This is a genomic window from Photobacterium salinisoli (assembly GCF_003614885.1).
GTDB lineage: Bacteria > Pseudomonadota > Gammaproteobacteria > Enterobacterales > Vibrionaceae > Photobacterium > Photobacterium salinisoli.
Window position 1 is genome coordinate 782,719 of sequence record NZ_QZMS01000007.1, and the last position, 12,712, is coordinate 795,430.

Genomic DNA, 12,712 nt, shown 5'->3' on the forward strand with positions numbered 1-12,712 from the left:
AAAGGCTATCGCCCAAGGATGCGTAACCGGATAAAGGTTTGACCGTCATTACGCTTCGTTTCATCGGTTAATCGCTTGCGATCACATTTTACTGAGACTCACGCACAGTGCAACGTTTCTCTTGTTGGGTGGAATGATTCTTGATAGAGGTCAATAATAGGATGCAACAATTGTACGCAATCTTAGTGACCTAATGTCGGCAGAAGGCACAGTCCGATGTGCCTTAACAGTTTTTGGTGTTATGCCGACAAGACGACAGGAAAATGCCCGCGCGGGTGTGTTTCTATGATGACAGGGGCACCATACACGCATTGGATATGTTCAGTCGTTAATGTGTGCCACGCATCGCCATCTGCCTGAATTTTACCGTGGTTGAGTAAGATCAATCGATCGGCATACTCGGCGGCGAGATTCAGGTCGTGAATAACCAGAATGACTGCAGCGCCATCGTCTGCCATCTTCTTCGCCAGACTTAAGCAGGTATGCTGATGGGCAAGATCTAAAGCAGAGGTGGGCTCATCCAGCATTAATATACATTGATCACTGGCTGTACTGAGTTGCGTCAGTACCCTTGCAAAGTGGACACGTTGCTTCTCCCCACCGGAAAGCGAAGGATAGAGCCGTTGACTGAGATGACTGATACCTACCTCGGCCATTTTCTGCCGTGTGATTTGCTGGCTGTCTTTAAGGCTAAGCTTTAAGGGCATAGTGCCCAATTGCGCGACTTCCTGAGCAGTAAAGCCAAAAGACAGCGTGCTGTGCTGGGGAAGAACGCCCATATGATGAGCCAGTCGGTTGGTATTCCAGCTTTTACGAGGCTCACCAAAAATGTAGACATTGCCTTTGGCATGCATTTCCCCCGATAACACTTTGAGCAAAGTACTCTTACCGGCGCCATTGGGCCCGAGTAAAGCGGTGAGCTCACCACTGCGAAAACTGATATTCAGGTTGTCGAGCAACACTTTACCGCCCAGCGTCAGCGACAGTTGTTCCGCCGATATTGCTACAGGGCGGCTTATGCCAGTTTGCTTTTTGGGCTGACGAACTATGTGGTGGATCATTGCAGACGACCTCGCTGTTTTGAAAGCAGGACGATAAAAAATGGCGCGCCCAGAAGGGCAGTGATGATACCCACAGGCAGTTCGGCGGGCGCGGCGACAACGCGGGCTAGCATGTCGGCAATCAACAGGATCAGTGCGCCCAGGAGTGCGGAAAGGGGCAGCAGTGTTTTATGGTTAGGTCCAGTTAACATGCGGCCAAGGTGCGGCACAATCAATCCAATAAAGCCAATCACACCGGATAGCGAGACGGCCACGCCAACACCAGCGGCACACAACAGAACCAGTAAACGTTTCAGAGCTTGTACATTAACACCTAAATGCTGAGCCTCAGATTCACCCAGTAAAAGGGCATTTAATGCATCTGCCTGGCGTGTGAACAGGCAGAGCAGGGTAGCAAGGGTAACAGCAGACAAGGCAATACCTGGCCAGGTCGCACCCGCTAAAGATCCCATAGTCCATAGTGAGAGATCACGCAGTGCCTGATCATCGGCATAGAAGTTTAACAGCCCGAGTGCTGCACCGGATAAGGCGCCAATCGCCACGCCTGCAAGCAGCATCACAGTGACAGAGGTGCCGGTTTTATCTGTGCCGAGAAAATACACAATCCAGGTTGTGATGGCGCCACCCACAAAGGCAAAAACCGGTACAGTGCCAAGCGTCAGCAGCAGAGGGAATGTTGCCGCCAGCGATCCGAACAACACTATGGCTAAGGCTGCGCCTAAACTAGCTCCGCCAGCTACGCCTATAATCCCGGGGTCAGCCAACGGGTTACGGAACAATCCCTGCATGACTGCACCACAAAGTGCCAGCACTGCGCCTATGGCAATACACAGCAGTGTACGTGGCAGACGGACTTGCTCAATGATCAACGCAATATGGGGAGCCACCTTCTGTTGCCCTGGCAGAATAACCAGCCAGATGTCGGCGAACGAGATAGCCATAGGTCCGACAATGATGGAACAGCTTGCCGCAAAGGCCAGTAGCAGGCATGTCGCAGGCAGTATAACTGAGGTTGGTAATCGCAGTAATGACAACAGGCGGATGCGTTGCATGCTTGAATTAGGCATGGTTGGGCGGGATAGGGTTTTACTGGCCATACAGTACCTGATTCAAACGTTCGGCTTCTTCGAGACTTTTCAGGTTCAAACCGCCAATCAGGGCAGTACCGTCTATGGTATATAACGCATTGTTCTGACCGGCTGGTGTCGCTGCCAGTAAGGGTAAGCTTTTTATCAGGCCTTTGAGTCCGCCTATCGCCTGGCTGGCATGCGTGCTTAACAGGATGACATCAGGCTGCATATCTACCATGGCTTCCGCAGATAAGGGTTTATAAGATTCAATGGCTGTAGCTGCCGGATTCATGCCGCCTGCGAGTCTGATAACTGTATCAGCCGTGGTGTGGCGCCCTCCGACCATAGGTGCTCGTCCGGCATGAATGGTTAAAAAGAGAATTCGTTTTGGGGGTTGGCTGCTAGCCAGGCGTGATTCAATCCGTTTCACTTGCTGTTGAATTTGGCTGTTTAGCTGTGTTGCCTGCGCTGTTTTTCCTGCGAGTTGGCCCACTTGCTCGACACGCTTTAGCAGATCATCAATGGTATCGCCCGAGTTGAGTATGTCGACTGAGATTCCAGCCTGGCGGAGCAGCGAGAGCGTAGTTTCAGGCCCCATTTCCTCAGAACCTACAACACGATCCGGTGTCAAAGCAATGATACTTTCTGCCGGAAGCTGTCTGTGATAGCCAAGGGTTGGGATGTCATTACCGACGTAAGCTTTACTGGTGATATCGACACCAACTAGTTGACTCTCTGCACCCATTGCTACTAGGAGTTCGGTAATGCCGGAACCTGCACTGATTATTCGTTCTTCTGCCCATGCAGATGTGGCAGCGAAGAAAAGAGCAACAGACAGTACGGCGCGATTCATGAAATTTCCTCAATGTGATTGTAGACGGTCTTGATAAATCGTAACAATATCAATTTGTTATGTGGGTATGGCAAAATATCTCAAGTAAAAGATAGATGAAAAATTAACGCCACATAAATGATATTGCTATCGCAAGTGATAATTATTATTAGTCGCGTCATTATCCATGAACTTTAAACAATATCAATTATCATTTGCAAAAGGAAATAGAGCACCTTATCATTTTTACAAATACAATTAATTATCATTATTTTTTGTGTTGCTGTGCTTCCGCATGCCGATGAGGGATGACTTTGAAAGCAGCATGATGAAGGAGAGTGTGAGTGTTTGAGAAATTCAGTTTGGCAGCGTTGAAAACAGAAGTTGGTGCGATGCTGAAAGAAAACCCTAACTTGCACGCAGTGCTGATAGCGGAAAAGCTGGGTGTGACTGAGGGTGAAATCATCCTGGCTTTACCGGATGAACTTGTAACCCATATTGCAGGGGAGCATGCTCAGGCTATTTTAGAGGCGCTGCCGGAGTGGGGAATGATGACAACCATTGTTCACTCTATGGGTTCAATCTTTGAAGTAAAGGCGCCATTTCCGAAAGGCAAAGAAGCGCGTGGATACTACAATCTGATGGGGAAAGCGGGTGAAATGCATGGTCACCTTAAGCTTGATCGCGTGTCGGATGTGGTTTTAGTCAGTAAACCTGTGCAAGGAAATGCCAGTTATTTTATTGGTTTTCTGGCTGACAATGGTGAATGTATTTTCAAAATTTATCTTGGCAGGGATGAAAAACGACAGCTTATCCCTTCGCAAGTTGAGAAATTTAATGCGTTGAAACAGGCTTTTGTTGGAGAAAAAGTGTAATGAGCGAAGTGAAACAAGAACGTCTGCAAAACCGTCTGGAGCCACAAATTCAGGCGTTCAGGGATGCTTGTCAGACACTGCAATTGGCAACAGTAGACTCAGATGGAAAGCCAAATGTGAGTTATGCGCCATTTGCTTTGTTGGATGACGGATATTATGTGCTCATTTCTAAAATTGCCCGACATGCCCGAAATCTGCTGGAAAATCCGCAGGTTTCACTGATGATGATTGAAGATGAAGCCACCTCTAAGACGATTTATGCGCGTACCCGTTTAACCTTTGAAGCCAATGTGGTACTGGTTGAGCGTGACACTGAGCGCTGGCAGTTGGGGGTTGCAGCGTTAAAGGCACGTTTCGGAGAAATAGTTGACGGGCTAAGTGGCCTGGAAGATTTCAAATTATTCCGTCTTGAGCCGACTCATGGCCTGTTTGTTAAAGGCTTTGGCCAGGCATTTCAAGTGACCGGTGATGATCTGATCGATTTTGTCCACTTGACGGAAGGGCATAAACGTATTGATGATAGCGGTGATGTGAAATCAGCCTGATAACTGTTTATACAAAAACGAATCATCTAAAAACGGACAGTTTACTGTCCGTTTTTTAGGTATGGTGCGTATTTAATTACTGATCTTGGCCTGAGAAAGAATACGGGCCGTTATCGCGTTAATCTTTGGTAAGCTTTGCTGGCTGGTTAATGCCAGCTGCTTCTGCTCTTTGAGCACGTCACTCAGAATGTCGGGGGTGGTCAGCGGGTTAGCCAGCACCACGCGAAAGACAGTGGTAATGCGGCGATCCCATTGTTCGGGCATCAATCGTGTCCGTGATACAAAGGATTTGCCCGATTCACGCTGACGTTTCTGAATGTACTGAGTCAGATCGTTCAGGGCTTCGTGAATGGCCTGTTTGTCTTCATCGTTAGCAATCGCCAACGCCTTTTGTGTGTCTTCAGGCACGTAACGATAAGTCAGCAGACACAACTCTGGTGCTGATATCAGTTCAAACTCGGGATCGGATTTGATCAGTTCTGCAAAGTACTGGGCTTTTTCGATACTGTTATTAATCAGTAATTCATATCCCTGGCGGCTGATAATGTTCAGGCTGGCAAAAACCAGCATTGCCATACCATTTCTCGATCCTTCAAGCGTATGGCTGCCAAGGTCTTTGGAGCCTTTACGGAGTATGTACTCTGCATGATGTTCAATCGCCGCCATAGAGGCGGGGTTTTTAAAAATCACCATACCCGCACCCATAGGAATATACAGCTGCTTATGGGCATCAATGGTGACTGAGTCGGCTCGTTCGATGCCTTTCAGTAACGGACGGTACTTATTGGACATCAACGTCGCGCCGCCCCAGGCCGCATCAACATGGAAATGGCAATTGTGTGCAAGAGCGATATCGGCTAATTCATCGAGCGGATCTATGTTGCCTGTTTCTGTGGTTCCGGCAACGCCAACAATTGCGAAAGGTTTGATATTTCTGGCTTTGAGACTTTCGATAGTGGTCTGAAGATCGTTGGTACAGATCTTATTATTTTCATCGGTTTTGATCGCAATCAGGCAGTCTCTGCCAATACCGAGCACATCGGCGGCTTTTTTCAGCGAATAATGCCCGCGTTCAGACACCAGTACAGCCAGATCATCATAGCCGTAATGTTTCATTGCCCGAAAAAGACCTTCCTGCGCCACGCCTTTAAAATCGCCGTCTGGTTTTAGCAGGTTGTTACGGGCGACCCACAGTGCGGTGATGTTTGCTATTGTCCCGCCGGAACAGAATGCCCCTAAAGAATGTTCAGCACTGTGCATCCAGCGTTGATAAAACGCTTCTCTTTCACCGTAGATCAGATTATGGAGAATCCCCAGTACCTGCCGCTCTAATGGTGTAAAGGCCTTAGAGGTTTCAATTTTCACCAGGTTCTGGTTAAGACCAATCATTATCTTTGACAGCGGCATCAAGAAGTAGGGCAGAGCCGATGTCATATGACCAATGAAAGTGGGTGCGGATGTGTGAACAGACTGAGCAACCAATTTTTCCAGTAGAAAATGGGTATGTTCAGAAACAAAACTGGGTTGCTCTGGCACAGAAGCACAAGAGAAATCTTTTTCAATTTCAGTCAGTGGCTTTTCCTGGGCGGCAATGTGAGTCTGTAAAAAGGCGTTGAGGTTTTCGGAGATCTCTTTCTCAATCCGACCAAGCGTGGAGTCGGGGGCTTCCGGCACGGTAAAGATACGGTGCAGGGTATCAAGAGATGCTTCAGCTTGTCTGTTTTCCACTGCCATAATGAGTTGTTACTTTTAGTTAACGTCGGCAAATCCGGCTAATTTACTGGAAATGAGGGTAATTGTCTTGAAATATTTATCAGAATGCACCGAACGCGTGCCGTCCGGTGCCAGGCGGTTGAGCGTTATTCGCACTGAGTGGCAGCAATAGCGCTCATTTGTCGGTTGTATTCTTTAAGTGGCTTATCGATTTCGTCCGGATGCGTTAACAGGTCGGCAAAGGCACTGCGCAGTTCATAATTTTTGGGGTGTGGCGAGCTTTGGCGATCCTCAAAGACTTTTTTCGCGTAATCACCGAGATTACCTTGCTGGGTGGACAGCGCTTTAATGTCTTGCTGAGTGAGTTTTAGCCAGGACTCAACGGATTGTGACAGGTCTAAGTGGCTTTTGTCGTTCGCCAGGTACCAATCGACAGCTTCGCGCTTCAATTCAAAATGGTGGGTTCTTCCTTCCATGAACCAGTCGCCGACTTCCTGCAAATCGGGATCTTTTTGCACAGTCAGCTGGACCAGGTTTTGGTACCACTCAAGAGAAGCATCAATGTACTGATGATATTTATTGCTTTCGCAAGTTTGTGTGGAAGCGAAAGCTGCGGTAGGTAGCAGGGCGAACGAGAGAACAAGAGCTGGAAACTTCATGGTCTTTCCTTGAACTGTTTGATAGAAGCGATTCACGCCATGTCATTATGGTGTTCAAGCTTCTGGAGTATTTTTGCAAATTGTAGCGGTAGAAGCGTCTGAAAGGAAAGAGATCTTGGCATCATTCGTTCACATCGTGCGACGAATATGAATTAAGGCGCATTTTTGGGTGTGAATGGACTGTAATATGTCAGGAGAGAATACAACAAGAGGCCCGAAGGCCTCTTGTCAGCAAAGGGTTACCCTTTGTTTTTCATTGCTACAGAGATGCAGTAAGCTGCGCCTCCCCAGGTAATACCCAGGCCGAATAGCATCATGATGATAGCACCAGCAGTCATACTTATACCTCTTTCTTATCTAGTGGTTTAGATGCAACATTGATAATCACAGCAACCACGAACATTGCTGCTACCAGGCCCCAACCCAGTATTAACAAATCAGACATTTCGTAACCACCGTAACCGTCATTAAAGGTATTGGTCAGATTAGTACCCAGGATGATTGCCAGCATGATTGGGCTGATAAAGCGGATACAAATTTCAAACCATTTACCGATAGTGAACTCTGAAATGCTGTTCACATAGCTGCGAATGTCAGAGACTTTCAGCAGCCAGCCAATAACCAGCAATTCAATCAGGCAGCTTGCCAGCAGGGCAACGTTGTTGATGAAGTAATCAACCAGATCCAGCAACAGCAGGCCACCATTGGTTGCAAATGCCATCGAGACGACAAAGCCAACACCACAAACCACAGAAGCTGCTTTTTTACGCGACCATTTTAGCTTATCGATTACTGCTGAAGTCACGGCTTCAATAATAGAAATGTGAGAGCTCAAACCAGCAACAACCAGGGCCAGGAAGAATACCGGACCGAGAATATAGGGAGCCGGTAGCAGGTTAATTGCCGCAGGGATGGTAACGAAAGCCAGACCCACACCCGCAGAAACGACTTCAGTGAGCGGTTTTGCCTGTTCCTGAGCCATATAGCCAAGCACAGAGAAAATCAGAATACCCGCAACCATAGAGAAACCGCAGTTGATCAATACCGTCATAAAGGCATTGTTATTAATGTCGGACTTCTCAGGCAGGTAGCTTGAGTAGGCAATCATGATGGCAAAACCAACACTCAGGGTGAAGAAGATTTGTCCATAGGCAGCAGACCATACTTTTGCATCCAGGATTTTGCTGAAATCAGGCTGGAACAGGTAATTCAGACCGTCCAGTGCGCCATCCAGGAAAATAACACGGGCAATCAGTGCCAGCACCATCAGGAACAGCAAAGGCATCATGATTTTATTGGCACGCTCGATACCACCTTTAACACCGGTGAAAATAGCGGCGAATGTGATACCCCAGGCAATAACCATTGGAATAGCGATATGCAGTTGCAGTCCACCCAAGTTACTTGGTGAGTTATCACCGAGTTTCAGGTACTCACTAAAGAAGAAAGCGTTGGTATCACTTCCCCAGCTTTGAGTGAATGCGAAGCCCAGATACGAGATAGCCCAACCGATAACGGCAACGTAATAGACTGCGATGACAGATGCAATGAACACCTGGAACCAGCCCAGCCATTCCAGTCTCACGCCCAGCTTGGAAAAGGCTCTTGGTGCGGCTCCCCGTAGTTTGTGTCCCAGGCTGAATTCCATAATCATAAATGGAATGCCGGCCGTTAACATGGCGAAAAGGTATGGAATAAAAAATGCGCCGCCGCCGTTTTCGTAAGCCATATAGGGGAAACGCCAGATATTCCCTAATCCTATAGCAGAACCCACAGCTGCCAGGATAAATCCGGCACGGGTTCCCCATTGTTCGCGTTTCATAAGTATCTCCTTGTGTACTGTTTTTCTCTATGAAACAGTATCTATTAAGTTTTTTATTCTAAGTATTTACTTCCTGTATCGTGGAATTTGGTTTGAAACCCCACGCAGTTAAAACGAGATTAACCACTGACACTGACCAGCGCAATAGACAGTAACTTTTGAACTATTGGTTATAAACAGGCATTACTATTGACTTACTCCTCCGTATTGTGGAAATAACAAGTTGTTAATGAAATGTTTGGATGATTGCACCGCAATGTAGTGATTATTGAGTGAATTGTTTTATTTTAATTTTTTAGCTTTGATGACTAATAAATAGTCAAAAATTAGACTTTTGCAACATTATGAAGACTAATTGTACTAAGTGGGTAGTTTACTATTTTCTTTCAGAACACAAAGCTGACACCAAGATTGGTTTGATACACGCTCAACCAGTCACTGTCGATATCCACGTCACAGGCTTGTGTGCCGGTTGCTTCCAGACAGTCAGCCGTTGTGCTGCCGTCAACACGGCTGGCTAACCATCTGGCTTCTAACCGAATTCTGGTGTTGTTATTGATGAAGAAGTCAGAACCAAAAAAGGCGCCGCCTGACAATAAAATGTTCTGTTTTGACCAACTGGCATCCATGAGTGTCCCGCCCAGGCTTAAGCCTATAAAGCTGGTAAGCATAGGGGCAATACGATAATGGCTGCTGCTTTGAAAATGAAAAAACGTTGCACTGCCGTCGTCATCAAAGCCTTTAGTCTGCATTTTCATGTGCTGTGCAGTAAATCCAATCCGGCCATTGAATAATGATTGTTTTCCGTAATTACCTTCAATGGTGACACCGAAAAGACCTGCGTTATCCGGGGATATTGTTATCCCTCCTTCCGATTCAATGCTATCTGGAAAGGCGTAGCCCCAATACGGCGTTATATAGATTGGTTTTTGTGAACTCGCTTGCGTTTCAGGTGTGATTGCCAGAGCAGAAGCAAGACACGCTATGAATAAGTAATTGTAATTTAAAGCCATTTGTTCTTCCTTGCGCCAGTATCGAATATTTGTGATAGTTGCCCTAAAACCATGCTGCTTGTATGGTCAAGATCAACGCTCAGCACTACAATCTGCTAGTGTTAATACCAGTGGATGGTGCTGGTAGCCTGCACTCACAGTGATAGTAAATATGGAGCGTATATGAATCATTTAACCCCTGAATTTAAAGTGGCGGTAACCATTGCCTTTATCATTATGATAGTCCTTTTCGGATTTGGGTTGACGGCAATAACGCATTAATCGTTATATATCACCCTGTTAATATTTTTCTCCTGTTGCTGAGCATTCGCTTTACAATGAAATTGGGGGAAGGTTTTTTGTTTTTTAACAGAGTGAGTTAGGTGTATGAATCACTTGCCTTTTAGTCTCGGGGATCTTGATGTCAGTCTTGTCGACACATTTTCTGCAAAATTGTCGGAATCGAAAAAGCACAAAATTGCACTGGTGGTTCAAGGGGGCGGGCAGCGTGGCATTTTCACGGCTGGTGTTTTTGATGCCTTTCTGGAAGCCGGGTTTGATCCGTTCGAACTCTATATCGGCACATCTGCCGGCGCGCTGAATCTTTCTTCTTTTATTAGCCGCCAACACAAGTTTGGTCATGACTTCATCGTCAACCTGACAACCCAACAAGAGTTCTTTAATCTTTACCATTATCTAAGTCAGCAAAAGCCGATGAATCTGGACTGGGCCTTTGAGCAAATTGGCCTCAATGGTAAGACACCGTTAGATGTATCGACTGCCCGTCGAGTACTGACGTATCGGCAGGCTCTTGCCTGTGCCACACGTAAAGATACTTTGCAGGATATCTACCTGCCTATGTACGAAGAGAACTGGCGAGATGTACTGCGCGCGTCCTGTGCCATTCCACTGCTTTATAATCTGCCTGTTAGTCTTAATGAACTTGAATGGGTTGATGGTGGCGTAAGTGCGGCTGTGCCTGTGAAAGAAGCCTGGAAGCGAGGGGCTGAGCTGGTCATAGTGGTACGAACTGAACCTTTGCAGATGGCACAGCAGACACCGGGGATGCTGGATGACTGGAGAGAACGCATCGAAGTTGCCTTGCCGGAGTATATTGAGCGATTCAGCCTGAATGAATCTCTGGACAGAGTGAAGGCGGTGAGCCATGAACTGACCGACCGTTTCGATAGTTGGAAGCGTTTGTGGCTGGATAAAGAAAAACAAGGCATGATCGCGGCCGATGAAATGAATAAAGAACTGGAAGAAGAGAAAAAAGCGGTGAATGGCTACCGTAAATGGCTCAGTGGTTTGAATGTTGAGCGTTTTCTGTCCTTAACCGGTAAACGCTCTGAAGTGTTTGAAATGCTCAATCGGTATTATCAAACCTACAAAGATGTTAATGATTTTCTTATTCATCCTCCTGAGGAACTGAAAGTGATTCAGATTGCGCCGCAAAAAGCCCTGCACAGTAAGGCTTTGTTGAGCAGCCAGCAGGATTTGAACCTGGATTACGTGCAAGGCAAGGAAATCGGCCGTGAATTTTTGGCGTATTTTGCTGATATGCTGAACAACAAAACGACGGTCAGACAATAACCTGATATTCAGTATCGTAACAAACGAGGTCACAATATGGCCGCAGGCGGTTACAGTGGCCTTTTTGGGATGAAAGAGATCAGGTAAAGACGGAGAAAGCGCCGTTGATACATGGAGAAAATGATGCAATCAGGTTTTTATATTGGTGACATGTTCTGTCAGCCACACTTTTTTCAACTGCCTTTGAATTATCATGACCACGAAGGCCAAAAAATTCGTGTTTTTGCCCGCGAAGTGGTGGCAAGAGGTCAGGAAAACAGCCAGTTACCCTGGTTAGTGTACCTGCAGGGCGGGCCGGGATTCCCATCTCCCAGGCCGGAGGCTGAAAGTGGCTGGCTGAAACGAGCGCTGAAAGATTACAGAGTTCTGCTTCTTGATCAGCGCGGCACAGGGCAGAGTGAACCTATTCATGCGCAGACTCTGACTGGATTAACGGCGCAACAGCAAGCCGATTACCTGTGCCATTTTCGGGCAGATAATATTGTGCGCGACGCGGAAGCCATACGGGAAGCTCTGGGGATTAAACAATGGTCAATTCTGGGGCAAAGCTTTGGTGGGTTTTGCGCTCTGCATTATCTTTCGTTTTACCCGAACAGTCTGACCAGCGCCTGTGTGACGGGGGGAATTCCGCCAATCGCTGGCCATGCTGATGAGGTGTACCGGGCAACCTATCGCCGGGTACTGGATAAAAATGCCGCTTTCTTTAAGCGTTTTCCTGCCGCTCAGTCGCTGTGTAATCGCATTGCGGATCATTTACTGGCCCATGATGTTTTTCTGCCGAACGGACAGCGATTTACCGTTGAGCAGTTTCAGTTGATTGGTATCAATCTTGGCAGAAGTGGCGGGGATCTGGCACTTTATTATCAGTTGGAGAGTGCCTTTGTCGAGGTGAATGGGCAGCCGGAACTCAGCTATAGTTTCCATAATGCCATGCTGGCGGAGCAGTCATACCAGACCAATCCGATTTATGCGATTCTGCATGAGTCGATTTATTGCCAGCACCAGGCATCCCGCTGGTCTGCGCATCGGGTGCGCGATGAATACCCACAATGTCATTATCAGACCGGCAAAGATTTTTGTTTTACCGGTGAAATGGTTTATCCGTGGATGTTTGAACAGCTCGATACTCTGAAACCATTGCGCGAAGCGGCCGCTATTCTGGCAGAAAAAGCGGACTGGCCGGCGTTATATGATGCCAGACAACTGGCCGCTAACCGGGTTCCGCTGGCCGCAGCGGTTTATGTCGAAGACATGTACGTGGAATTTGATTACAGCCGTGACACCCTGGCCGGTATCTCAAACAGTAAAGCCTGGATGACGAATGAGTTCGAGCATAACGGCCTGCGGGCTGATGGTGAGCGTATCCTCGATACTTTACTTCGCTTCAATCAGGAGATTCACGATCAGCTTCAGGGGTAGAACAACAGGGGGCTCTGAAAAATACAGAGCCCTTTATCTCTGACAACAGTCAATATTGCTCAAGTCTTAATTGTTATGTTATAACACCTCTTGTGGGTGGCACTGAAGTATAAGTCAACGGTGATGACTGT

Annotated in this window: 12 protein-coding genes; 4 read left to right on the forward strand and 8 right to left on the reverse strand. The window is 47.2% G+C overall.

Annotation, left to right across the window (positions count from 1 at the left end):
* Positions 1–239: 239 nt before the first annotated feature.
* From D6M16_RS04275 to D6M16_RS04285, 3 genes are read right to left on the reverse strand one after another with little or no spacing between them, the layout of a single operon-like run.
* On the reverse strand, positions 240–1,061 hold the full coding sequence (locus D6M16_RS04275) for a heme ABC transporter ATP-binding protein (RefSeq protein WP_120510717.1): 822 nt from the start codon (positions 1,059–1,061) through the stop codon (positions 240–242).
* A complete protein-coding gene (locus D6M16_RS04280; protein WP_120511865.1) occupies positions 1,058–2,113 on the reverse strand; it encodes a FecCD family ABC transporter permease in 1,056 nt (351 codons plus the stop codon). Before D6M16_RS04280 ends, D6M16_RS04275 begins: the two co-directional genes overlap by 4 nt.
* Positions 2,114–2,147: 34 nt before the next feature.
* Positions 2,148–2,984 carry a heme/hemin ABC transporter substrate-binding protein gene (locus D6M16_RS04285; RefSeq protein ID WP_120510718.1) on the reverse strand — a complete coding sequence of 279 codons (837 nt, stop codon included), beginning with the start codon at positions 2,982–2,984 and terminating at the stop codon, positions 2,148–2,150.
* A gap of 371 nt (positions 2,985–3,355) precedes the next feature.
* Between D6M16_RS04285 and hutX the strand changes: the two genes are divergently transcribed.
* Both hutX and hutZ read left to right on the forward strand, forming a co-directional pair.
* Positions 3,356–3,838: a heme utilization cystosolic carrier protein HutX gene (gene hutX / locus D6M16_RS04290; protein ID WP_162940982.1), complete on the forward strand. Its 483-nt coding sequence runs from the start codon at positions 3,356–3,358 to the stop codon at positions 3,836–3,838.
* Positions 3,838–4,383 carry a heme utilization protein HutZ gene (gene hutZ, locus D6M16_RS04295; RefSeq protein WP_120510720.1) on the forward strand — a complete coding sequence of 182 codons (546 nt, stop codon included), beginning with the start codon at positions 3,838–3,840 and terminating at the stop codon, positions 4,381–4,383. Before hutX ends, hutZ begins: the two co-directional genes overlap by 1 nt.
* A gap of 72 nt (positions 4,384–4,455) precedes the next feature.
* Here hutZ and panP read toward each other — a convergent pair whose 3' ends face one another.
* The 5 genes from panP to D6M16_RS04320 all read right to left on the reverse strand — a co-directional run bounded on the left by panP (position 4,456) and on the right by D6M16_RS04320 (position 9,590).
* Complete coding sequence (gene panP / locus D6M16_RS04300) at positions 4,456–6,117, reverse strand: pyridoxal-dependent aspartate 1-decarboxylase PanP (protein ID WP_120510721.1); 1,662 nt, start codon at positions 6,115–6,117, stop codon at positions 4,456–4,458.
* 125 nt (positions 6,118–6,242) lie between these two features.
* On the reverse strand, positions 6,243–6,755 hold the full coding sequence (locus tag D6M16_RS04305) for a hypothetical protein (RefSeq protein ID WP_120510722.1): 513 nt from the start codon (positions 6,753–6,755) through the stop codon (positions 6,243–6,245).
* Positions 6,756–6,994: 239 nt separating this feature from the next.
* Positions 6,995–7,093 (reverse strand): MetS family NSS transporter small subunit, encoded by a 99-nt coding sequence (locus D6M16_RS04310; protein WP_120510723.1) that lies wholly within the window; start codon positions 7,091–7,093, stop codon positions 6,995–6,997.
* Positions 7,094–7,095: 2 nt separating this feature from the next.
* Positions 7,096–8,577 (reverse strand): sodium-dependent transporter, encoded by a 1,482-nt coding sequence (locus D6M16_RS04315; protein ID WP_120510724.1) that lies wholly within the window; start codon positions 8,575–8,577, stop codon positions 7,096–7,098.
* 386 nt (positions 8,578–8,963) lie between these two features.
* Positions 8,964–9,590, reverse strand: coding sequence for a hypothetical protein (locus tag D6M16_RS04320; protein WP_120510725.1), 627 nt, complete (start codon positions 9,588–9,590; stop codon positions 8,964–8,966).
* Between the two features lie 366 nt (positions 9,591–9,956).
* On the opposite strand from D6M16_RS04320, the gene D6M16_RS04325 reads away from it, so the two are divergent.
* Entirely contained in the window at positions 9,957–11,162 is a 1,206-nt protein-coding gene (locus tag D6M16_RS04325) for a patatin-like phospholipase family protein (RefSeq protein WP_120510726.1), read from the forward strand.
* 123 nt (positions 11,163–11,285) lie between these two features.
* Positions 11,286–12,581, forward strand: coding sequence for an alpha/beta fold hydrolase (locus D6M16_RS04330; protein ID WP_120510727.1), 1,296 nt, complete (start codon positions 11,286–11,288; stop codon positions 12,579–12,581).
* The last annotated feature ends 131 nt before the right edge of the window (positions 12,582–12,712 follow it).

What these genes read in the sequence shown, in the direction of transcription:
- hutZ (WP_120510720.1), top strand. Translation starts at nt 3,838, where the DNA reads ATGAGCGAAGTGAAACAAGAACGTCTGCAAAACCGTCTGGAGCCACAA.
- D6M16_RS04330 (WP_120510727.1), top strand. Translation starts at nt 11,286, where the DNA reads ATGCAATCAGGTTTTTATATTGGTGACATGTTCTGTCAGCCACACTTT.
- D6M16_RS04305 (WP_120510722.1), bottom strand. Translation starts at nt 6,755, where the DNA reads ATGAAGTTTCCAGCTCTTGTTCTCTCGTTCGCCCTGCTACCTACCGCA.
- hutX (WP_162940982.1), top strand. Translation starts at nt 3,356, where the DNA reads ATGCTGAAAGAAAACCCTAACTTGCACGCAGTGCTGATAGCGGAAAAG.
- D6M16_RS04280 (WP_120511865.1), bottom strand. Translation starts at nt 2,113, where the DNA reads ATGCAACGCATCCGCCTGTTGTCATTACTGCGATTACCAACCTCAGTT.
- D6M16_RS04320 (WP_120510725.1), bottom strand. Translation starts at nt 9,590, where the DNA reads ATGGCTTTAAATTACAATTACTTATTCATAGCGTGTCTTGCTTCTGCT.
- D6M16_RS04310 (WP_120510723.1), bottom strand. Translation starts at nt 7,093, where the DNA reads ATGACTGCTGGTGCTATCATCATGATGCTATTCGGCCTGGGTATTACC.
- panP (WP_120510721.1), bottom strand. Translation starts at nt 6,117, where the DNA reads ATGGCAGTGGAAAACAGACAAGCTGAAGCATCTCTTGATACCCTGCAC.
- D6M16_RS04275 (WP_120510717.1), bottom strand. Translation starts at nt 1,061, where the DNA reads ATGATCCACCACATAGTTCGTCAGCCCAAAAAGCAAACTGGCATAAGC.
- D6M16_RS04315 (WP_120510724.1), bottom strand. Translation starts at nt 8,577, where the DNA reads ATGAAACGCGAACAATGGGGAACCCGTGCCGGATTTATCCTGGCAGCT.
- D6M16_RS04285 (WP_120510718.1), bottom strand. Translation starts at nt 2,984, where the DNA reads ATGAATCGCGCCGTACTGTCTGTTGCTCTTTTCTTCGCTGCCACATCT.
- D6M16_RS04325 (WP_120510726.1), top strand. Translation starts at nt 9,957, where the DNA reads ATGAATCACTTGCCTTTTAGTCTCGGGGATCTTGATGTCAGTCTTGTC.